This is a genomic window from Caballeronia sp. GAFFF1, from assembly GCF_023630705.1.
Classification (GTDB): domain Bacteria; phylum Pseudomonadota; class Gammaproteobacteria; order Burkholderiales; family Burkholderiaceae; genus Caballeronia.
In genome coordinates, this window is sequence record NZ_JALQEM010000005.1 from 29,439 (window position 1) to 50,407 (window position 20,969).

Below are 20,969 nucleotides of genomic sequence, written 5' to 3' on the forward strand. Positions count from 1 at the left end.
CCGCATGTGGAAGAACAGACGGCTCCGGTCGTCACCATCGGCGGCATGCCCGTTCATGCCGCGCAGCCCATCGATAAAGCGACGCCGGCACGAACCGGCGCGCGCGCGCAGCCAGTGAGCAACACGTCACTGCAAGCGCAACGTGCTCGCAGCCTGGTTACGGCCGTTCCCAAAGAGACGAGGAAAGACATGCATCGCGCCACCAAGATTGTCGCCACCATCGGTCCGGCGTCGAGTAATCCGGACATCCTGCTGCAAATGATGCAAGCCGGGCTCGACGTCGTTCGCTTCAACTTCTCGCACGGCACCGCCGACGATCATCGCCAGCGCGCCGAGTGGGTGCGCGAGGCGGCGCGTCACGTCGGCCGCGAAGTCGCGATCATGGCGGACCTGCAAGGCCCGAAGATTCGCGTCGGCAAGTTCGAGAACGGCAAGACCATGCTGGTCGCGGGCAACACGTTCATCCTCGATGCGAACTGCGAGATGGGCAACAACGACCGCGTCGGCCTCGACTACAAGGACTTGCCGCGCGATCTGCGCGCGGGCGACGTGCTCCTCCTGAACGACGGCCTGATCGTACTCGACGTGACGCGCGTGATCGGCGAGGAGATTCACACGACGGTGAAGGTCGGCGGCGAGTTGTCGAACAACAAGGGCATCAACCGGCAGGGCGGCGGGCTGACCGCGCCCGCGCTCACCGAGAAGGACATGGAGGACATCAAGACGGCGATGTCGCTCGGCGCGGATTTCGTCGCGGTGTCCTTTCCGAAGAACGCGACCGACATGGAAATGGCGCGGCAACTGGCGAACATCGCGGGCGCGCCGTACGGCATCAAGCCGAAAATGATCGCGAAGATCGAGCGCGCCGAGGCCATTCCCGCGCTGCAAGGCATTCTGGATGCATCCGACGGCATCATGGTGGCGCGCGGCGATCTCGCGGTGGAAGTCGGCAACGCGGCGGTGCCCGCGCTGCAAAAGCGCATGATCCGCATGGCGCGCGAGTCGAACAAGCTCGTGATCACGGCCACGCAGATGATGGAATCGATGATCCACGCGCCCGTGCCGACCCGCGCCGAAGTCTCCGACGTGGCGAACGCCGTGCTCGACGGCACCGACGCCGTCATGCTTTCCGCCGAAACGGCGGCGGGCAAATACCCGGTCACGACCATCGAAACGATGGCCGCCGTGTGCATCGAAGCGGAGAAGTCCGAGGAATCGCAACTGGACCGCGATTTTCTGGACCGCACGTTCACGCGCATCGACCAGTCGATCGCGATGGGCGCCTTGTTCACCGCCTTCCATCTGGGCGCGAAGGCCGTGGTCGCGCTGACGGAATCCGGCTCCACGGCGCTGTGGATGTCGCGTCACTGGACGCATGTGCCGATCTTCGCGCTGACGCCGCGCGTGGGCAGCGAGCGCACGATGTCGCTGTATCGCAACGTCACGCCGCTGCATCTCGACACCAACATGGACCGCGACACGGCGCTCAATCAGGCGCTGGAAGTGGTTGTATCGAAAGGCTATGCGGCGCGCGGCGACATGGTCGTGCTCACCGTCGGCGAGCCGATGGGGCAGGCGGGCGGCACGAACACGCTGAAGATCGTGCGCGTCGGCGACCATTTCTGATCGGCGCGTTCCAACGCATGGCAAGGCGTTCGCGGTTCGGTCCGCGAACGCCGAAGAGCGCGCGGACGACTCAGACGCAAGTCGTCGCCACGAAGAAGGCCGGAAGCTGCCGAAGATGCTGCCGAAAAGCGGCAAAGAAGCAAAGAGCAGAACCGCGCGCGCGAAGGATTTCGTTTCACATCCTGGAGTTTCTCAATGCCTCTCGTATCAATGCGTCAATTGCTGGATCACGCAGCCGAACACGGCTACGGTCTCCCGGCATTCAACGTGAACAATCTGGAGCAGGTGCAGGCCATCATGTCGGCGGCGAACGAAGTCAACGCGCCCGTCATCATGCAGGCGTCGGCCGGCGCGCGCAAGTACGCGGGCGAAGCGTTCCTGCGCCATCTGATCGAAGCGGCGGTGGAGTCGTATCCGCACATTCCGGTCGTGATGCATCAGGATCACGGACAGTCGCCGGCCGTGTGCATGGCGGCGATCCGCTCCGGTTTCACGAGCGTGATGATGGACGGCTCGCTCGAAGCGGACGGTAAGACCGTGGCGTCGTACGAGTACAACGTCGATGTGTCGCGCAAGGTGGTCGAGTTCTCGCATTCGATCGGCGTCACGGTCGAAGCCGAACTCGGCGTGCTCGGCTCGCTGGAAACCATGAAGGGCGACAAGGAAGACGGACACGGCGCGGAAGGCACGATGACGCGCGAGCAGCTGCTCACCGACGTCGAGCAGGCCGCCGACTTCGTGAGAGAGACGCAGTGCGATGCGCTCGCCATTGCCATCGGCACGTCGCACGGCGCGTACAAGTTTTCGAAGAAGCCGACCGGCGATATCCTCGCGATCGACCGCATCAAGGCAATTCACCAGCGCATTCCGAACACGCATCTGGTGATGCACGGCTCGTCGTCGGTGCCGCAGGAGTTGCTCGCCGAAATCCGCGAGTTCGGCGGCGACATGAAGGAAACCTACGGCGTGCCGGTCGAGGAGATTCAGGAAGGCATCAAGCACGGCGTGCGCAAGGTGAACATCGACACGGATCTGCGTCTCGCAATTACCGGCGCGATCCGTCGTTATCTGTTCGAAAACCCGTCGAAGTTCGATCCGCGCGACTATCTGAAGCCGGCGCGCGAGGCAGCGAAAGAAATCTGCCGTCAGCGGTACATGCAGTTCGGCTGCGAGGGCATGGCAGGCAAGATCAAGCCCGTCACGCTCGACAAGATGGCCGGGAAGTACACATCCGGCGAACTCGCGCAGATTGTCCGGTGAGCGGCGCAGGTCTCACGAAGGTCTCACGCAGGTCGCAATTAAGCTCGCTTCATTTGTAAAGTAAAATCAACGGGTTCCGGCGACGGGACCCGTTCGCTTTTTTCCATCGCCGCCGCGCAAGGCTCGCGGCGGCGATTCACTTTTTCCGGCACCTTCTCGGTACATGACGATGTCCACGCTCTACGAATCCACGATCAAATCGCTGCCGCTGCTCGGCCGTGGCAAGGTCCGCGACAACTACGCCGTCGGCAACGACAAGCTGCTGATCGTGACGACCGACCGCCTTTCCGCCTTCGACGTGGTGATGGGCGAGCCGATTCCGAACAAGGGCCGCGTGCTCAATCAGATGGCCGATTTCTGGTTCGAAAAGCTCGGCCATATCGTGCCGAACCACAATACAGGCATCGATCCGGCTTCGGTGGTCGCGCCGGACGAAGTCGAGCAGGTGAAGGGCCGCGCGGTCGTGGTGAAGCGGCTGGAACCGATTCTGGTCGAGGCAGTGGTGCGCGGCTATCTCGCGGGCAGCGGCTGGAAGGATTATCAGGCGACGGGCGCCGTGTGCGGCGTGCAACTGCCGCCGGGCCTGCAAAACGCCGAGAAGCTGCCCGAGCCGATCTTCACGCCGGCGGCCAAGGCCGAGATGGGCCATCACGACGAAAACATCACCTACGACGAGATGGAGCGCCGCATCGGCACGGAGCTGTCGGCGACCATCAAGCGCATCTCCATTCAGCTCTACAAGGAAGCGGCCGAGTACGCGGCCACGCGCGGCATCATCATCGCGGATACGAAGTTCGAGTTCGGCCTCGACAACAAGGGCGAACTGTTCCTGATGGACGAAGTGCTCACCGCCGATTCGTCGCGGTTCTGGCCGGCGGACGGCTACACGGTCGGCACGAATCCGCCGTCGTTCGACAAGCAGTTCGTGCGCGACTGGCTGGAAACGCAGCCGTGGAAGAAGGAGCCGCCCGCGCCGAAGCTGCCGGACGACGTGATTGCCAAGACGTCGGAGAAGTATCAGGAAGCGCTGCAACGCATCACGGGCAAGACGCTGTCGTAATGTCGGCACGCGCGCCGTGGCACCGACACCGACACGGCGCGCTCGGATCGAGGGAAAAGCAATGAGCGAAGTACAGAACGGAGCGCATGCGCACGATGCGCCGCTCGTCGGCGTGTTGATGGGCTCCAGTTCCGACTGGGACGTGATGAAGAACGCGGTCGCGATCCTCCAGGATTTCGGCGTGCCGTACGAGGCGAAGGTCGTCTCCGCGCACCGCATGCCGGACGAGATGTTCGCCTACGCGGAAAGCGCGCGCGAGCGTGGACTGCGCGCGATCATCGCGGGCGCGGGCGGCGCGGCGCATTTGCCGGGCATGCTCGCTGCGAAGACGACGGTGCCGGTGCTCGGCGTGCCGGCGGCGAGCAAGTACCTGAAGGGCGTCGATTCGCTGCATTCCATCGTGCAGATGCCCAAGGGCGTGCCGGTCGCGACATTTGCCATCGGCGAAGCGGGCGCGGCGAATGCGGCGCTCTTCGCGGTGTCCATTCTGAGCGTGACGGATGCGCGTTATGCCGAGGCGCTCGCCGCGTTTCGCGTGAAGCAGAATCAGGCCGCGCACGCCATGACGCTGCCGCCGCTCTGAGCGTTCCGTCGGCCGGGCCGCGTGTCTCGTGCGCGGCGTCGGCGAAACTCCCCAACCAGGTTATCGGCCAGTCCCACGATGAACCCACAAAACTCCCCGAATTCCCCCATTCTGCCGGGCGCGTGGCTCGGCATGGTCGGCGGCGGCCAGCTCGGCCGCATGTTCTGCTTCGCGGCGCAATCCATGGGCTATCGCGTGGCCGTGCTCGATCCGGACGAAACGAGTCCGGCAGGCGCGGTGTCGGATCGCCATATTCGCGCAGCCTACGACGATCAAACCGCGCTCACCGAACTCGGTCGCCTGTGCGCGGCGGTATCGACGGAATTCGAGAACGTACCGTCCACGAGCCTCGATTTTCTGGCGTCGCTCACGTTCGTGAGTCCGGCGGCGAGTTGCGTTGCGATCGCGCAGGATCGCGTCGCCGAAAAGCGGTTTATCGCGGGAGCTGGCGTGCCGGTCGCGCCGCATGTGGTGATCGAATCGCCGGAAGCACTCGTCGCGTTGTCCGACGATGAAATCGCCGCCGTGCTGCCGGGCATTCTCAAGACCGCGCGCCTGGGCTACGACGGCAAAGGCCAAATCAGCGTGCGCAACGTGGAAGAAGTGCGCACGGCGTACGGCTCGTTGTCAGGCGTGCCGTGCGTGCTGGAAAAGCGCATGCCGTTGAAATACGAAGTGTCCGTGCTGATCGCCCGTGGCGGCGACGGCAAGTCCGCCGTGTTTCCGCTCGCGCAGAACTCGCACGTCAACGGCATTCTCGCGAAGACCGTGGTGCCCGCGCCGGACGCGTCGGACGCGCTCGTCGCGCAGGCGCAGGACGCCGCGCTGACCATCGCCGCGAAGCTCGGCTACGTGGGCGTGCTGTGCGTCGAGTTCTTCGTGCTGGAAGACGGCTCGCTGATCGCGAACGAAATGGCGCCGCGTCCGCACAATTCCGGCCACTACACGGTCGATGCCTGCGCCACGAGCCAGTTCGAGCAGCAAGTGCGCGCGATGACCGGCATGCCGCTCGGCGACACGCGCCAGCATTCGCCGGCCGCCATGCTGAACCTGCTCGGCGATATCTGGTTCGACGGTGGCCAGGACGACAAGCCGCGTCCGCCCGCGTGGACCGAGGTCGTGGCGATGCCGGCGGCGCGGCTGCATCTATACGGCAAGGAGGAAGCGCGTCCCGGCCGCAAGATGGGGCACATCAACTTCACGGCGGCGACGCTCGAAGAAGCGCGCACGGCGGCGCGCGATTGCGCGCGCATGCTGCACATCGCGATCGACTGAACTCTCAGGCAGTAGTCTGGCAATGACCATCATTTACCCGAGCGCCGCGCAGATCGACGAAGCCGCGGCCCTGCTCGACGCGGGCGAACTCGTCGCGTTCCCGACCGAAACGGTGTACGGCCTCGGCGCCGACGCCGAGAACCCGGAGGCGATCGCGCGAATTTATGCGGCGAAGGGCCGGCCGGCGAATCATCCGGTGATCGTGCATCTCGCGCCGCAGGCGGATCCCGGCTACTGGGTGCGCGAGTTGCCGCACGATGCGCAGAAGCTCATCGACGCATTCTGGCCCGGTCCGTTGACCCTGATTCTGAAGCGCGCCGCGCATATCCCGGCGGCCGTGAGCGGCGGGCAGGATTCGGTCGGGATTCGCTGCCCCTCGCATCCGGTCGCGCAGCAGCTTTTGTCGGCGTTCCATGCGCGACGTCAGGAAGAGGGCAAAAAAGCGGGCAAACGAGCGGGCAAACAAGCGGGCGTGGCCGGGCCTTCGGCGAACCGCTTCGGGCACGTCAGCCCGACCACCGCGCAACACGTCCGCGACGAGTTCGGCAACGCGGTGCATGTGCTCGATGGCGGCGCGGCGGATGTCGGCATCGAATCAACCATCCTGGATTTGTCGCGCGGCTTTCCGGCGCTGCTGCGGCCGGGGCATGTGAGCCCGCAGGCCATTGCCGACGTGATCGGCACCGCGCCGCGACTGCCCGATGGCGGCGATGCGACCGCGCCGCGCGCGTCGGGCACGCTCAAAGCGCATTACGCGCCGCGCACGCCGCTGGCGCTGTTGCCGTTCGCGGCGATCGAGCCGTTGCTCGCGGCGTTCGATCGCGCGGGTGGCGGGAAGCTCGCGCTGGTCGCGCGGCCGTCGAGCGCCGGCGAGTGGGCGCATGCGCCGCACGTGCATTTCGTCGCCGCGCCGGAGGATCCCCAAGGCTATGCGCGCGAGCTATACGGCTTGCTCCGGGCACTGGACCGGGCGAATGTCGAACGCATCCTGATCGAAAAGCTGCCGGAGACGGCGGAGTGGGTCGCGGTGAATGATCGGCTCGGAAGGGCGGCTGCGGCGTTCGAGGCGCAAGAGTAAGTCGGCGCTCTGATTATTTCTCGGAGCAGTGAAACAACGGCCGGCCGCGCGCAACGCGCGGCCGCGTGCTGACATCCATTATGTCGGCGAGTTAGTTCAGCGCTGCTTATCGGACCTTTCTGATAATCGGTTGTCTTAGCGCAAAGTAATCGGCCGTTGACTTGATTGATAGCGGCAATATGTCCGAATGAAGCGCATCGGCCGAAAAAATCGCCAGTCTGCGTGAATGGGGGCGTCCGGTCACGCGGTAAAATTACGCACTACGAAAGGCTTTGGAATTTGCCTTCGTTTTCTCGCGTGCGTGAGAAGCATTTCGGCGGTTTTGCCGAATCAACAACCTTACCCGCTGCCGGTATTTCGATGAACCCTGCCGACTCATTCCTGGACTCCCCCGATTTCATCAAGATGAGCGCCGAAGTCGTAGAAGCGCGACGCATGTATAACGGACGCCGGCTTTGGCGAGCGACAAACGGTGTCGTTCAACATGGACTTCTCAAAGGATATTCTCTTGGTGAACGCGCCACCTGGCGCTACGAAGACACCGGAACGAAACTGCTCGGACTTTATGAGCTCGAGGTGTGTGAACTCATCGGCAGGATTCACGGCGGGCGCAGCACCTTCATCGACCTCGGCGCAGCCGACGGCTTCTACGGCATAGGACTCGTCGCCACCGGCCTTTTTGAACGCTCAATTTGCTATGAGATCGACGAAGCCAGTCGCGACAACTTGAAACTTCTCGCGAACGAGCGCGGCGTCGGGAACCGGGTGGATATTCGAGGCGCCGTGACGTTCGCTTTCGCCGATGAACTGGCCGCACAAGGCGTCGATTTCGAGGACGCGGTCGTGCTTTGCGATATCGAAGGCCATGAATTCGAGACGCTCACGCAAGAATGCCTTCGCACGCTGAGGCATGCGCACGTCATCGTCGAAATTCACGACTTCATGATTGTGGGCCCGGAACGGCACGAATGGCTCCCGAATCTTATCGCCCGCGCGAGTGAATTCTTTCGAGTCGCTGAGATAAAAGTCGGCGCACGCGACTTATCGCGCATTCCGTTAATTGCCGACCACTGGACCGACTCGGACCGTTGGCTTTTATGTTCGGAAGGCCGCGCAAGGCCGATGACCTGGCTTCATTTCGAGCCGAAGCCGGATTCCGAATCGAACTGACCGATTAATCTTCGCCACAAGACACTTCTCACCGCATTCGGGCGCCCTGGCCGGAAGCCGAAGCGTAATGAAAAGAGGAGGTACGCAACACATCTATTGTAAGGAATCCTTGATATGAATAAAACCAATTTCGCGCTCCGGCCGATTCTCGCCGCTATCGCCACATGTTTCGCTGGCCTGGCGATGAACTCCGCATCCGCACAAGCCATCATCGAAGGTAACGGAACGACGACGGCGAACACAGGCGTTCTTATCGGAAATAACGGGACGCATAACAACATCGACGAAAGCGTGGTCGTCGGCGATGGCGCGGTCGTGACCGGCGGAAACCAGACAGCTGCCCAGGCCGCCGTGGCGATCGGTTTCGGCGCGCAATCGCAAGAAAACGGTGTGGTGATCGGCCGCAATGCGATCGCCACGAACAACCAGGCTACGGCAATCGGCGATAACTCCAACGCAGGCTTTCGCGCGCTTGCATTGGGAATCGATTCGTCAGCGGCGGACGCCGCGGTCGCAGCCGGGGCCGGAAGCACCGCAACGAACGGAGCCGTTGCACTGGGCCGCAACGCCGCAGGAAGCGGAAGCAGCGCGGTTGCGATAGGCAGTAATGCGTCGGGGCAGGGCGCCACTTCCGTTGCGCTGGGCAACGGTGCGACATCGGCCGGTCAGGATTCGGTGACGATCGGCAATTATGCGTTCGCGAAAGGCCAAAACTCAGTCGTGCTCGGCGCCTATAGCTACGATGGCGGCCAGAGCAATGTCGTGAGCGTCGGAAGCGTTGGATCAGAGCGACGCATCATCAACGTTTCGGCAGGCACGAATGGCACGGACGCCGTGAATCTCAACCAGTTGCGCGTCCTGGCGAACGGCACGGCCTCGGCGTTGGGCGGCGGCGCGCTGGCCTTGCCCAACGGAAGCATGATGGCGCCGTCGTATGTCGTCAACGGCGTCACGTATCACGATGTCGGCAGCGCGCTGGACGGCGTGGACAGTTCCCTCACGAACATCAACACGGCCATTGCGAACATCGCGGGTACGACGAACGGCGCGACCGGCGCGACCGACACGGGCGCGGTGCGGTACGACACGAAGGGCGGTTCGTCGCCGGACCTCGACAACGTGACGCTCGGCGGGGCGAATGGCACCACGATCCACAACCTCGCGGCTGGTTCAGCCGACATGGACGCCGTGAATGTCAGCCAGCTCAACTCGGCGATGTCTGCCATCAGCAGCAGGATCGCAAACGTATCGGCGGCAGGCGGCGCGAACCCGCTGTTCGCGGCTGACGGCAACGCATCGACGGAAGCAGCCGTCGCAAGCGGCATCCATTCGAGTGCAATGGGCGCGAACGCGACCGCAACCGCCGATAACTCGGTCGCAATCGGCGCGAATTCGCGTGCCGATCGCGTGAATACTGTTTCGGTCGGCTCGTCGGGCAACGAACGGCAGATTGTCAACGTTGCAGCGGGCACGCAAGGCACGGATGCCGTCAACGTGAATCAACTGAACGGCGCGGTGCAGCAGGCGAATACGTACACGGACAGAGCGGTGTCGAGTGCCAACGCGTACACGGACAAGGCGGTTTCCGCTGGCGTCCAGCAGTCGAAGAACTACACCGACAAAGCCGTGGCTGCGGTTCTCGCCATGCCGAGCATTCCGATGCTTCAGGCGGGCGAAAAATGGGTGGGAACCAGCGTGGGCGCTTACGGTAGCCGTGTCGGAATCGGCGTGGCGGCGGCGTATCAGGCGTCGGCGAATCTGAACGTCGGAATGGGCGTTTCGACGACCGATAGCGGATCGACGGGCATCAAGGCGCAAGTCGGGTACCGCTGGTAAGCGGCATGAGTGTACTGGCGGCGCGCGTTCGCCAGTATTACTCAGGATCACTGACGAAAAACAGCAATTGCGGCGGGATTGAGATCGCGTTGCCCGTCGTGCGGATGCGCGTTCGCTCATCGCCGATTCAGGATGGCCGCCGCCGGAGAACACGGCAGCCAGCGCCTGAGCGTGCCCGGCGAAGTATCGTGAACACATGAAGAAAAGGCCGCCCAAGCCGAAACTTGGGCGGCCTTGTACCGCGGATCGGAACGAGAAACTTACTTACCCAGTCCCGACTTCGCCACCGCCTGTTCCGCGGTCTGCGCGTAAAGCGCATGCAGATGCGTCGTCGGATGCACGGTATCGGCGTACATGTAGGTCTGGTCCGCGCCGGCGACAGTCAGCGTCTGCGGCGAGCAGAACAGCGACGTGGCGAACGCCTGCGGATTCGGCTCGCCGAACTTCTGCGCCGCTGCGGCCATCGCCTGAAGGTTGCAGGCCGTGCCGGTGTTCGACACCGCGAACCCGTACTGCTGATAGTTCGCCGTGATATTCGCGAGCGCCGGCACGATGTCGAGATAGATCACCTTCGACATGAGTCCGGCTTGCGTCAGCGCGCCCGCGAGCACCTGATTGAAACCGAGCGATGCCTGCGTGAGCAGCGCGCGCGTCGACGCATTGCTCGCCACGCCCTGCGGCGTCGCGCCGATATCCGGCACATTCGACACCAGCACGTGCGTCGCGCCGCTCTGCACGACCTTGCCGATCACGCCCGCCAGATCGATCGCCGCCTGACCGATCGCCGCCTGCGCCTGCGCCGGGGTCATCTGGCCGGCCTGAACGGCGGTCAGGTTGTACAGAATGTCGTTCGCGCCTCCATTGACGATTACGAGCTGATTCGAGTTGAAGCTGCCATGCGCGCTGAGGTAGTTCGTCACCTGCTGCACGACCGGCACCGTCAGCGCGCCCGCGTAGTTCGCCGGGTCCGTGCTCTGGTGGCCGACGCCGATGGGGTTCGTCACGCGCGATCCGCCCTGCGCGTAGCCGAAGCCCGTGAGCGTGGTCGGCGGCGCGCCGAAGCCGCCGCTCACCGCGGGCGTGAGCGCGTCGCCGTAATACTTCGCGACGTCCTGCACCCAGATTTCGCCGGGGTTCGTCGTGAAGCGCCCGCCGCCGAAGTTCGCTGCCGCGACGGGCGAATAGGTGCCGACATCGGAGAGGCTGTCGCCGAACGACACCACCTGTAGCTTGATGCCGCCCGCCGGCGTCGAATTGTTGTTGTCGCCGCCGCCGCCGCACGCTGCGATGAAGGCGAATGCCGCGCTCGCGGCGGCGATGCGCGTCTTGCGCACCACAGCGGCGCGCATCGAGAGTTGCTTCTTCATGGACCTCGTCTCCGTTCTTCGGTGTTTTCTATTTGTTTCGCGCGGCGCTCGCGGCCGCGTCACTGCCGCACCTCATTGTGCCGCAAAGCAGGCGCGTGTCGGGCGATGCGGACGGCGGCCGGAACCGCCGCGCGACCGGCGACACCCGCCGTTCCGACAGCGTACACGGCGCGCGAGCCTTGGCGGGCGTGACTTCCTAGAAGAAATCTTCGGCTCTCGCGCACGACCGTTCGCAAGAAACGCGGGTTTTGCAGGATTGCCGCTCCTACGACGTCGTGCAAGTCCGCCTACTCTTCGATGCCGGGCTTGCGCGCGCCTTCGTAGACCCATTCGAGCAGCGCGTCGTGGGCGGCGCGCGCCGCTTCCGCGCGCGGATCGTTGATGAAGCTCACCACGACATAGCTTTCGCCGTTGGCCGCGCCGACGTAGCCCGCGATGGCGCGCACGTCGCGCAGCGTGCCGGTCTTGATGTGCGCGTTCCCGCCCGCGCCCGCGTTCGTGAGGCGGTTGCGCATGGTGCCGTCCACGCCCGCGATCGGCAGCGATTCGACGAAGACCTGCGCGACCGGGCTGGCGTTCGCGGCCTGAAGCACATCGGCGAGCGAGGTCGCGGAGATCGCTTCGTCGCGCGAGAGTCCGGAGCCGTTGTCGAGCGAGAGACCGTCCATCGGCAGCGCGTTGCGGCGCAGGAAGGTCTGGATGGCCTGCGCGGACTTCGCGGTCGTCGCGGGCGGCTTCGACTGCACCGCGCCGATGGTCAGGAAGAGGTTGCGCGCCATCACGTTGTTGCTGAACTTGTTGATGTCGCGCACGATGTCCGACAGCACCGGGCTGCGATGCGTGCCGACGAGCCGCGCGCCCGAAGGCGTCGGGCCCTCGCGCGTCGCGCCCTGGAACGTGCCGCCCGTTTGCTTCCACAACGCGAGAAATCCGCCCGCGAAGAACGTCGAGTGGTCGAGCGCGGCGACGTTGATGGTGCGCGAGCCGCAGCGCAGCGGATAGTCGCCGATGAACGACGCCTGCACGAACCCGCCCTGCGTCTGCGCGACGCTCGGCGAGGCCGCCGGCAGCGTGCCCGCGCACGCGCCGCGCGTGACGCGCAGTTCGTTGTCGATCTGAAGCTGCGCGAGCTGCGGCAGCACGTCGATGGACACTTGCCCGTCCGGATTCGGCGTCAGCGTGAACGAGAGCGACTTGAACGCATACAGCAGCGGATCGGGGCCGACGTTGTACGGCGCGGCTTCGTCGCTGTCGAAGGCGGGCAGATCGCGCGTGGACGCGTCGAAGTAACGCTTGTCGAGCACCAGCGCGCCGTCGATGCCGGTGATGCCGTTCTTGCGAATCTGCTCGACGAGATCGATCAATTCTTCCGGCACGAGCTTCGGGTCGCCGGTGCCCTGAATGTACAGGTTGCCGTGCAAGACGCCCTGCGCGTCCACGTTGCCGTCGGCGTAGGCGGTCGTCTTCCAGCGGTAGTCCGGCCCGAGCAGCGAAAGGCCCGCGTAGGTGGTGACGAGCTTCATCGTCGAGGCGGGGAGCATCGGTCGGTCGGCGTTGATCGCGACGAGCGGCTCCGGCGCGCCGATTCGTTGCACGACGACGCTCATCGACGAAAGCGGCACGTGCGCGCGGGCGAGCGCGGTCATCACGGAGGCGGGCAGTGGACCGGCCGGCGCGACGCGTGCAACCTTCTCCGCCCTGGCGCTTTTCTTCGCGCCAAAAGCGCCGCGCGCCGCGCGCTCGGGCGCGTGCTTCTGCGAGTCGGACCGCGTGCCGCCGCGGGCGTGCGCGTCCGGTGCGTGGGGCAGTCCGGCGCAGGCGAGCGCCGCCGCGAAAGCGAGCGTCGACAGACGCACAGGAAGTGAACGGGGAATCGGAGAAAAGAGCGGCATACGGACGTGCGTTCTTGGTGTGAGTTCTGAGACTGCCCCGCGCGGCTGGGCCGGGCCGGCGCGGGCGAAGCGGCTATTGTAGACAAGCCGGCTTGCGGAAATCGTACGCGGCAAACCGAGCGGGCTTCCGGTTAAGTCCGGCTTAAGCCTGCCGCCGAGCCGCGCGGCTAAAATGAGCCGCACACAAATCTTCCCGAATCACCATGCGAATCCTGCTAGTCGAAGATGACCGGATGATCGCCGAGGGCGTGCGCAAGGCGCTGCGCGCGGACGGCTTCGCGGTCGATTGGGTGCAGGACGGCGAGGCCGCGCTCACGGCCGTCAGCGGCGAGGCGTACGACCTGATGCTGCTCGACCTCGGCCTGCCCAAGCGCGACGGCCTCGACGTGCTGAAGACGCTGCGCGCCCGCGCGAATGCCCTGCCGGTGCTGATCGTCACGGCGCGCGATGCCATCGCGGATCGTGTGAAAGGTCTCGACGCCGGCGCGGACGATTATCTCGTCAAGCCCTTCGATCTCGACGAACTCGGCGCCCGCATGCGCGCGCTGATCCGCCGTCACGCGGGGCGCGGCGAGTCACTCGTGCGGCACGGGAACCTGACGCTCGATCCGGTCGGTCATCAGGTGACGCTCTCGGGCGCGCCCGTCGCGCTCTCGGCGCGCGAGTTCGCGCTCCTCGAAGCGTTGATGGCGCGGCCCGGCGCGGTGCTTTCCAAAAGCCAGTTGGAGGAAAAAATCTACGGCTGGGGCGAGGAAATCGGCAGCAACACGGTCGAGGTGTACATCCATTCGCTGCGCAAGAAGCTCGGCGCCGATCTCATCCGCAACGTGCGCGGCCTCGGCTATATGGTCGCGAAGGACGCCTGATGCGGTCGATTCGCCGCCAGCTTCTCGTCTGGCTCCTCGCGCTCGTGATCGTGGGCGTGGGATTCGCCGGATGGCTCATCTATCGGCAGGCGCTCGCCGAAGCCAACGAACTCTTCGATTACCAGCTTCAGCAGATCGCGGCGGCGCTGCCGTCCGAGCCGTTCTCGTCGGTGCTCAGCTCCCGCAGCGAAACCGACGAAGGCGTCGTCATCCAGATATGGAACCGCAACGGCGTGCTGATGTACTACTCGCATCCGCGCGTGCCGCTCGCGCCGCATGCGGAACTGGGCTTTTCCACCGAAACGACGCCGCGCGGCGAGTGGCGCGTCTACAGCGCGATCGTCGGCGATAACGTCGTGCAGCTCGCGCAGCCGTTGTCGATCCGAAACCGTGTCGCGGCGGGCGTCGCGTGGCGCACGTTGTGGCCGCTCGTGCTGCTGTTGCCGCTGCTCGGGCTCGCCATCTGGGTCATCGTCGGGCGGGGGCTCGCGCCGCTGCAACGCGTGACGCGCGCGCTCGATTCGCGGCATCCCGAGGCGCTCGATCCGCTGTCGGACCAGCGTCTGCCGCAGGAAGTGCGGCCGCTCGTGCGCGCGCTCAATGCGCTGCTCGCGCGGCTTTCCACGGCGCTGGACACGCAAAAAGCCTTCGTCGCCGATGCCGCGCACGAACTGCGCACGCCGCTCGCCGCCGTGAAGATTCAGGCGCAACTCGTCGCGCGCGCCGGGGACGACGCCGCGCGCCGCGAGGCGCTCACCGATCTGAACGAAGGCATCGCGCGGGCGACGCGGCTTGCCGAGCAACTGCTCGCGCTCGCGCGGTCGGAGCCGGACGGCAAGGCGGTCGCGGCTGCCGTCGATCTGCGCGCGCTGCTCGACGACTGCGTGCGCGCGTACGTGCTGGTCGCGCAGGAGCGGGGCGTCGATCTCGGCGTGGAGGCGAGCGAACCGGCGACGGTCATCGGCGACGCCGATTCGCTGCGCGTCATGTTCAACAATCTCATCGATAACGCGATCAAGTACACGCCGAAGGGCGGGCGCGTCGACGTGTGCCTGAAGGTCGATGCGGGACGGCCGGTCGTCGAGATCGCGGATACCGGGCCGGGCATTCCCGAAGAAGAACGGGAGAGGGTGTTCGACCGGTTCTATCGCGTGGGCGAGGGCGCCAATCGCGCGCGTGCCGACGTGGCGGGCAGCGGGCTCGGGCTTGCGATCGTGCGGCGAATCGCGGATCAGCATGGCGCAGTGGTTTCACTGGGCGAATCAGTCGCCGGTGGCTTGAAAGTCGCTGTCGAATTCGCGCTGGCAGGGCGTGGCCATGCCTGACGAAAGCGTTCGCATCGAGCGCAAGGAAAACGTCATAACGCGTCGCTGAGCGATTCATCGATTCCGTCAGCGACGCGAATGGACTGCCTGGCCGAAAAAAGAAAAATCAACATCCGTTGATAGCGTTCTTTGACGCAATCGGCATATTCGGACTGCACCGATGTCTTGTGGCACGGCTTTGCATAAATTTCATCCCGTTGCTGCCGATGAGCTTTCTGTCAAGTCATCGGATTGCCAATTGGCAAGCATTGCGTTCGGCAAATGCTTACGGTTGCGCTACCTGTCTTCGACGCCGACGCACCTCCGAACAGGGCGCTGATCGTCATGTGACGCACGTCGCCTGATTCGCAGTTCGCCCAAGAAAGTTCAATTTGTGAACGAACCAAATCTCGAAGTCTCCCGTTTTTTATTTCGGATACCGAATGAATCCGTACGTTAGATTCAACGCGAATATCGTTTGCAAAGTCGTACCCGGCATCATGGCCGTGGCGGGGATTGCCAGCGTGGCCTCGCCGTTGACCGCATCGGCCGCAGCGCCGCTCATCGTCAACGACATGAGCTTTGGCACCGTTGATCCACGTCAGTGCCAGTACTTGTCCGGCCAGAATTTCACGAGCGTTGGCGCGGAGAATTGCGGCGGCACCTTCACGGCAGGCTACAACAACGTGAGACAGACGACGAGCGTCGTGATCGGAAACAGCGACATGTCCGTCGGCGGCTACCGGTTCATCAACGGCGCCGATTCCAACAACAACGCGCTGACGATCACGCAACCGGGCGCGAATCTGGCGCTCAACAACGGCAAAGTCACCAATCTCGCTGCCGGCACCGCGAACACGGACGCTGTGAACTTCGGCCAGTTGAAAAACACGGCGCAGAGCACGGCGAGCGCCTTGGGCGGCAACGCGGCAGTCAACGCTGACGGTACGGTATCGGCCCCGGGCTACGCGCTGAACAACGCGAACGCAATCAATGGCACCACTGGAGCCGCCACGGATGTCGGCACGGCATTCCAGAAAGTGGACGACGCGCTCGGCACGTTGAACACTAATGTCGCGAAGAACACCGCCGACATCGCCAACCTGAACACGAACGTCGCGCAGAACACCGCCGACATCAGCAACATCAACCAGCAAATCGCGAGCGGCAACGTTGGTCTCGTGAAGCAGGACGCGACCACGCGCAACATCACGGTCGCCAAGGACACCGACGGTACGGTCGTCGACATGACGGGCACGCAAGGCGCGCGCACGGTGACGGGCGTGGCTGCCGGCACGCTCTCCGCCGACAGCGTCGACGCGGTCAACGGATCGCAGCTCTACGCGACGAACCAGAACGTCGCAAGCCTGTCGCAGCAGATCAACAACGTCGCGGCTGCGAGCTCGATGGTCGCATCGCAGAATACCGATACGCCCGCCGTGGCGTCGGGCACGGATTCGACTGCCATCGGCAACGGTTCTAAGGCAACGGGCAACAACTCGGTCGCGCTCGGTAGCGGTTCCGTCGCGGGCGAAGACAACACGGTGTCGATCGGTTCGGCCGGCAACGAACGCCGTCTGACGAACGTGGCGCCGGGCGTGAACGGCACGGACGCAGCGAACATGAAGAGTTGAACGCGGTTCAGAACAGCGTCAACGCCACGGCGCGCGAGGCGTTCGCAGGCGTCGCGGCGGCCATGGCCATGCCGAACCTCACGCCGAGCCAGCCGGGCAAGACGGTGGTCGCAGCAGGCGTCGGCAACTACAAGGGCTACACCGCAATGGGTCTCGGCGCGACGTATCGCTCGCGTGACAGCCGCTGGCTCGTCAACGCGGCTGCGTCGCTCACGCAGCACGGCGACACCGGCGTGCGCGCTCAGGTCGGCTACGAGTTCTAAGCTCGACGTAAGCTGATTCAGTAAGACAGGGCGGCGATCCGAAAGGATCGCCGCCTTTTTTTATCGCATGTTCGCGCGACTTCAGCATTTAAGAGACATTTAAGCCACGCCCCGTAATCTTCATTCATCGAATCGCGCGAACTTCTCAAGCGCATTGCAATCCGTCCGGAGCACAACGATGAAAGCGAAGATCCTCACCCGCAGCGCCGTCGCAGCCGCCGTCGCCGTTGCCTTGTCGGCAGGCTATGTCGCCGGTCACAACAACATCCCCGCGCCGCAGGTCATTGCCCCCGCGCAAGCGGCGATGATGCCGGCCGAAGCCGCCGCCAAAACGGGCGTGCCCGACTTCTCCGGCCTCGTCGAAACGTACGGCCCGGCCGTGGTCAACATCAGCGCCAAGCATCTCGTCAAGCAGACGTCCGCGCGCCGCAGCCAGAACCAGGTGCCGATGGACCCGGACGACCCGTTCTACCAGTTCTTCAAGCGCTTCGGCGGCATGCCGGGCTTCGGCGGCGGCGATAACGGCCCCGGCGCGGACCGTCCGAGCGAGGGGCTCGGCTCGGGCTTCATCGTGAGCAGCGATGGCTACATCTTGACGAACGCGCACGTCGTCGATAACGCGAACGTCGTCACCGTCAAGCTCACCGACAAGCGCGAGTATCGCGCGAAGGTGATCGGCTCGGACAAGCAGTCCGACGTCGCCGTGCTGAAGATCGACGCCAAAAATCTGCCGACGGTCAAGATCGGCGATCCGAACGGCAGCAAGGTCGGCCAGTGGGTCGTGGCGATCGGATCGCCCTACGGCTTCGACAACACGGTGACCTCCGGCATTATCAGCGCGAAGTCGCGCGCGCTGCCGAATGAGAACTACACGCCGTTCATCCAGACCGACGTGCCGGTGAACCCCGGCAACTCGGGCGGGCCGCTCTTCAATCTGCAAGGCGAAGTCATCGGCATCAATTCGATGATCTACTCGCAGACCGGCGGCTTCCAGGGCCTTTCGTTCGCGATCCCGATCAACGAAGCCATCAAGGTCAAGGACGCGCTTATCAAGACCGGTCACGTTGACCGCGGCCGCCTGGGCGTCACCGTTCAGGCGATGAACCAGACGCTCGCGAATTCCTTCGGCATGCAGTCGCCGCAAGGCGCGCTCGTGAGTTCGGTCGAGCCGGGCGGACCCGCCGCCAAGGCCGGCCTGCAACCGGGCGACGTGATCACCGCGCTCAACGGCGTGCCGGTGACGGATTCGACGTCGCTGCCGTCGCAGGTCGCCGGCTTGTCGCCGGGCAGTTCCGCGAAGGTGCAGGTGTGGCGCGACAAGAGCTCGAAGGACCTGACGGTGACCGTCGGCGCGCTCAAGGACGCGAAGACCGCCAGCGCGGACGCGAACGGCGACCAGGGCGGCGCGTCGCAGGATGCGCGGCTCGGCGTCGCGGTGCGGCCGCTCACGCCGGACGAAAAGCAGCAGGCTTCGCTCTCGCGAGGGCTCGTCGTGCAGCAGGCGAACGGCGCGGCGGCGAGCGCGGGCATCCAGCCGGGCGACGTGATTCTCGCCGTCAACGGGCAGCCGGTCACGAGCGTGCAGCAGCTCAAGTCAATGATCTCGCACGCCGGCGACAGCATCGCGCTTCTGATCCAGCGCGACGACGCGCAGATCTTCGTTCCGGTCGACCTCGGCTGATGCAGCGACGCGCGATGCGGGCACGGAGCATGCTCGAAGGCTCGCCGGGGCCCCATCGCGTGTCACCGCGCATCGGGCGTGACGCCGCTGCGCCGTGGCGCGGCGGCATCGGATAAAAGGAGCCAAGAAGATGAAGAGCAAAACGGGCAAACTGGCCGCGACTGTCATCGCGGCCGCACTGAGCGCCGGGCTGGCTAGCGGCGCGTGGGCGCAGCAGTCCGCAGATTCGGCCAGTGCAGCGAGCGCCGGCACGAGCGATACGGGCAGCGCCGGCAACGCGAACGGCGGCGGCCTGCCGCAAATTCAGCAACAAGGCGATGTCTCGTACACGTCGGGCGGCGTGGGGCTCGACGAATCCCGCGCATTGTTGCGCGAGCAGGCGCACTGGCCGCTCTCGTTGCGCTTCACGGGACCGACCGCCGATTACCTGTCGGGCGTGACCGTGCGCATAGTCGGCGGGAAGGGCGGCGAAGTGCTGAACACCGAATCGATGGGGCCGTACATGCTCGTCAAGCTGCCGCCGGGCAGCTATACCGTGTATGCCAAGTACAAGGATCAGGAAAAGAAGCAGGCGGTCAGCGTGTCCGGGCCGGGCAAGGCGAAGGCCGCTTTCCACTGGAGCATTCAATGACGCGGTAGTCCGCGCATCTAATGCCGCCTCTGTCTCGCGGCGAAAACTTGTCTCATAATGAAGCCACGAGTCGCTTCCGGCTCGTGGCTTTTTTGTGAGCGAGGCGCGAGCGCCCGCGATTCTCTCGACCGCAGCGCGGAGGAGGCACGATGAGCACGGACCTGAACCACGGCCAAGAGGCGCGCCGCATCGAGATCAAGCCGAACGCGCGGCGCTGTCGCGTGATTCATCAGGGCGTCACGTTCGCGGACACGCATGCGTCGATGACGCTCGTCGAAAAGGGGCACGAGCCCGTCCATTATTTCCCGCGCGCCGATGTCAACATGGCGCGGCTTGAGCGCTCCACGCACACCACGCACTGCCCGTTCAAGGGCGAGGCCACGCACTACCATCTGCTGACGGAAGACGGTCCGGTGGAGAACGCCGCGTGGAGCTACGAAAGCCCGTTCGACGCGGCTGCGGAGATCAAAGGCTATCTGGCGTTCTATCCGTCGCGCGTGGACCGCATCGACGAGACGGCTTAGCGGCCCGGCCAACAGACGCAATCTTTCCGGCGTGCGATAAAGCACGCAGACGCGTTTCTTGTCCCGGAGGCTCGGATGGAAGTCACCGAAGCGTTGCGCGTGCCGCTCGAACCGGCACATGTCGAGGACGCGCTCGGCGATCTCGCGTTGTTGCGCGCGAGTCTCGACAATTGCGAATCGTTCACGCGAACGCCGGCCGGCGAGTACGCGCTCACACTGTTCGTTCCGTTAGGCGCGCTGCGCGCCCGGTATGAGGTGCGCGCGCATCCGGCCGGGCGCACGCGGCAGGGCGATCCGGAGCAGGACGACGACCGCGCCTACGCCCGCACGCTTAGTTTCAAGGCGCGCGGCGAGGGCGTCGGTTCTTTGCGCGGACAGATCGCCGTGGCTCTCAATCCCGGCGACGGCGGCGAGTCGACGTGGATCGACTACACCGTCTGGGCAACGGTCTCGGGGCCGCTTGCGGGCTTGCCAGCGCGGCAGGTCGAGAATGCGCTGCGCGAAGGCGCCGACGATTTCTTCGCGGAATTCTGCGAAGTCGTGCGCGCGAAGCACGGCCTGCCGTCGATGCGCGCGGCCGGCGACCGGGCGCGCCGTCACGTGTTTCTGCGCCCCGGCGGCATGTCGGCGGCGTTCTCGCGCCGCGCGGGGGCGACCGCGCGGGCAGTCCACGGCGCACCGGGCGATGCCGCGCCGACCGGCGTGCTGCGGCATCGGCTGGGCGGGCATCCGTTCGCGCATCGCGAGCGGCATCACAATCACGAGCACGATCCGCATCCGTTCGGACTGCCGGGCTGGGCGTGGGCCGCGATGCTTGTCTTGGTCGCGCTGCTCGCGTTCTTTGCCGAGCGCGGAAGCCTGCAATAACGGACGATCGGCGCTAGAGTGCTGCGTTTCTCCCCGACGTTTTCGGAAGGAA

At 65.0% G+C, this 20,969-nt stretch carries 16 protein-coding genes and 2 pseudogenes; 16 read left to right on the plus strand and 2 right to left on the minus strand.

Features of this window, described 5'->3' with window-relative positions:
* Positions 1–189 precede the first annotated feature (189 nt).
* From pyk to NCR37_RS02535, 8 genes are all read left to right on the plus strand, one after another.
* Entirely contained in the window at positions 190–1,626 is a 1,437-nt protein-coding gene (gene pyk / locus NCR37_RS02500) for a pyruvate kinase (protein ID WP_250471838.1), read from the plus strand.
* A gap of 195 nt (positions 1,627–1,821) precedes the next feature.
* Positions 1,822–2,886, plus strand: coding sequence for a class II fructose-bisphosphate aldolase (gene fba, locus NCR37_RS02505; protein ID WP_250471369.1), 1,065 nt, complete (start codon positions 1,822–1,824; stop codon positions 2,884–2,886).
* A gap of 169 nt (positions 2,887–3,055) precedes the next feature.
* Positions 3,056–3,946: a phosphoribosylaminoimidazolesuccinocarboxamide synthase gene (locus NCR37_RS02510; RefSeq protein WP_175939569.1), complete on the plus strand. Its 891-nt coding sequence runs from the start codon at positions 3,056–3,058 to the stop codon at positions 3,944–3,946.
* A gap of 61 nt (positions 3,947–4,007) precedes the next feature.
* On the plus strand, positions 4,008–4,529 hold the full coding sequence (purE, locus tag NCR37_RS02515) for a 5-(carboxyamino)imidazole ribonucleotide mutase (RefSeq protein WP_250471370.1): 522 nt from the start codon (positions 4,008–4,010) through the stop codon (positions 4,527–4,529).
* 78 nt (positions 4,530–4,607) lie between these two features.
* Complete coding sequence (locus NCR37_RS02520) at positions 4,608–5,804, plus strand: 5-(carboxyamino)imidazole ribonucleotide synthase (protein WP_250471371.1); 1,197 nt, start codon at positions 4,608–4,610, stop codon at positions 5,802–5,804.
* A 22-nt stretch (positions 5,805–5,826) separates the two neighbouring features.
* On the plus strand, positions 5,827–6,882 hold the full coding sequence (locus NCR37_RS02525) for an L-threonylcarbamoyladenylate synthase (protein ID WP_250471372.1): 1,056 nt from the start codon (positions 5,827–5,829) through the stop codon (positions 6,880–6,882).
* A gap of 279 nt (positions 6,883–7,161) precedes the next feature.
* Entirely contained in the window at positions 7,162–8,052 is an 891-nt protein-coding gene (locus NCR37_RS02530; RefSeq protein WP_250471373.1) for a hypothetical protein, read from the plus strand.
* A 114-nt stretch (positions 8,053–8,166) separates the two neighbouring features.
* Complete coding sequence (locus NCR37_RS02535; RefSeq protein WP_250471374.1) at positions 8,167–9,888, plus strand: YadA family autotransporter adhesin; 1,722 nt, start codon at positions 8,167–8,169, stop codon at positions 9,886–9,888.
* Positions 9,889–10,148: 260 nt separating this feature from the next.
* Here the strand turns inward: NCR37_RS02535 and NCR37_RS02540 are convergent, their stop codons facing one another.
* Entirely contained in the window at positions 10,149–11,255 is a 1,107-nt protein-coding gene (locus tag NCR37_RS02540; protein WP_250471375.1) for an SGNH/GDSL hydrolase family protein, read from the minus strand.
* Between the two features lie 287 nt (positions 11,256–11,542).
* Positions 11,543–13,147: a D-alanyl-D-alanine carboxypeptidase/D-alanyl-D-alanine endopeptidase gene (gene dacB / locus NCR37_RS02545; protein ID WP_250471376.1), complete on the minus strand. Its 1,605-nt coding sequence runs from the start codon at positions 13,145–13,147 to the stop codon at positions 11,543–11,545.
* A 203-nt stretch (positions 13,148–13,350) separates the two neighbouring features.
* Between dacB and NCR37_RS02550 the strand changes: the two genes are divergently transcribed.
* The 8 genes and pseudogenes from NCR37_RS02550 to NCR37_RS02585 all read left to right on the plus strand — a co-directional run bounded on the left by NCR37_RS02550 (position 13,351) and on the right by NCR37_RS02585 (position 20,917).
* Positions 13,351–14,013: a response regulator gene (locus tag NCR37_RS02550; protein WP_250471377.1), complete on the plus strand. Its 663-nt coding sequence runs from the start codon at positions 13,351–13,353 to the stop codon at positions 14,011–14,013.
* Positions 14,013–15,338, plus strand: a complete 1,326-nt coding sequence (locus NCR37_RS02555) for an ATP-binding protein (RefSeq protein ID WP_250471378.1) — start codon at positions 14,013–14,015, stop codon at positions 15,336–15,338. Before NCR37_RS02550 ends, NCR37_RS02555 begins: the two co-directional genes overlap by 1 nt.
* Positions 15,339–16,042: 704 nt before the next feature.
* Positions 16,043–16,252: pseudogene (locus tag NCR37_RS28680) on the plus strand (hypothetical protein); the annotation flags it as partial.
* Positions 16,253–16,594: 342 nt separating this feature from the next.
* Positions 16,595–17,214 (plus strand): annotated as a pseudogene (locus NCR37_RS28685) (YadA family autotransporter adhesin); the annotation flags it as partial.
* Between the two features lie 178 nt (positions 17,215–17,392).
* On the plus strand, positions 17,393–18,895 hold the full coding sequence (locus NCR37_RS02570) for a DegQ family serine endoprotease (RefSeq protein ID WP_250471381.1): 1,503 nt from the start codon (positions 17,393–17,395) through the stop codon (positions 18,893–18,895).
* Positions 18,896–19,025: 130 nt separating this feature from the next.
* Entirely contained in the window at positions 19,026–19,526 is a 501-nt protein-coding gene (locus NCR37_RS02575) for a carboxypeptidase regulatory-like domain-containing protein (RefSeq protein WP_250471382.1), read from the plus strand.
* 149 nt (positions 19,527–19,675) lie between these two features.
* Positions 19,676–20,050 carry a DUF427 domain-containing protein gene (locus NCR37_RS02580; protein WP_250471383.1) on the plus strand — a complete coding sequence of 125 codons (375 nt, stop codon included), beginning with the start codon at positions 19,676–19,678 and terminating at the stop codon, positions 20,048–20,050.
* A gap of 75 nt (positions 20,051–20,125) precedes the next feature.
* Positions 20,126–20,917 carry an SRPBCC family protein gene (locus NCR37_RS02585; protein ID WP_250471384.1) on the plus strand — a complete coding sequence of 264 codons (792 nt, stop codon included), beginning with the start codon at positions 20,126–20,128 and terminating at the stop codon, positions 20,915–20,917.
* Positions 20,918–20,969 lie beyond the last annotated feature (52 nt).

What these genes read in the sequence shown, in the direction of transcription:
- pyk (WP_250471838.1), top strand. Translation starts at nt 190, where the DNA reads ATGCATCGCGCCACCAAGATTGTCGCCACCATCGGTCCGGCGTCGAGT.
- fba (WP_250471369.1), top strand. Translation starts at nt 1,822, where the DNA reads ATGCCTCTCGTATCAATGCGTCAATTGCTGGATCACGCAGCCGAACAC.
- NCR37_RS02510 (WP_175939569.1), top strand. Translation starts at nt 3,056, where the DNA reads ATGTCCACGCTCTACGAATCCACGATCAAATCGCTGCCGCTGCTCGGC.
- purE (WP_250471370.1), top strand. Translation starts at nt 4,008, where the DNA reads ATGAGCGAAGTACAGAACGGAGCGCATGCGCACGATGCGCCGCTCGTC.
- NCR37_RS02520 (WP_250471371.1), top strand. Translation starts at nt 4,608, where the DNA reads ATGAACCCACAAAACTCCCCGAATTCCCCCATTCTGCCGGGCGCGTGG.
- NCR37_RS02525 (WP_250471372.1), top strand. Translation starts at nt 5,827, where the DNA reads ATGACCATCATTTACCCGAGCGCCGCGCAGATCGACGAAGCCGCGGCC.
- NCR37_RS02535 (WP_250471374.1), top strand. Translation starts at nt 8,167, where the DNA reads ATGAATAAAACCAATTTCGCGCTCCGGCCGATTCTCGCCGCTATCGCC.
- NCR37_RS02540 (WP_250471375.1), bottom strand. Translation starts at nt 11,255, where the DNA reads ATGAAGAAGCAACTCTCGATGCGCGCCGCTGTGGTGCGCAAGACGCGC.
- dacB (WP_250471376.1), bottom strand. Translation starts at nt 13,147, where the DNA reads ATGCCGCTCTTTTCTCCGATTCCCCGTTCACTTCCTGTGCGTCTGTCG.
- NCR37_RS02550 (WP_250471377.1), top strand. Translation starts at nt 13,351, where the DNA reads ATGCGAATCCTGCTAGTCGAAGATGACCGGATGATCGCCGAGGGCGTG.
- NCR37_RS02555 (WP_250471378.1), top strand. Translation starts at nt 14,013, where the DNA reads ATGCGGTCGATTCGCCGCCAGCTTCTCGTCTGGCTCCTCGCGCTCGTG.
- NCR37_RS02570 (WP_250471381.1), top strand. Translation starts at nt 17,393, where the DNA reads ATGAAAGCGAAGATCCTCACCCGCAGCGCCGTCGCAGCCGCCGTCGCC.
- NCR37_RS02575 (WP_250471382.1), top strand. Translation starts at nt 19,026, where the DNA reads ATGAAGAGCAAAACGGGCAAACTGGCCGCGACTGTCATCGCGGCCGCA.
- NCR37_RS02580 (WP_250471383.1), top strand. Translation starts at nt 19,676, where the DNA reads ATGAGCACGGACCTGAACCACGGCCAAGAGGCGCGCCGCATCGAGATC.
- NCR37_RS02585 (WP_250471384.1), top strand. Translation starts at nt 20,126, where the DNA reads ATGGAAGTCACCGAAGCGTTGCGCGTGCCGCTCGAACCGGCACATGTC.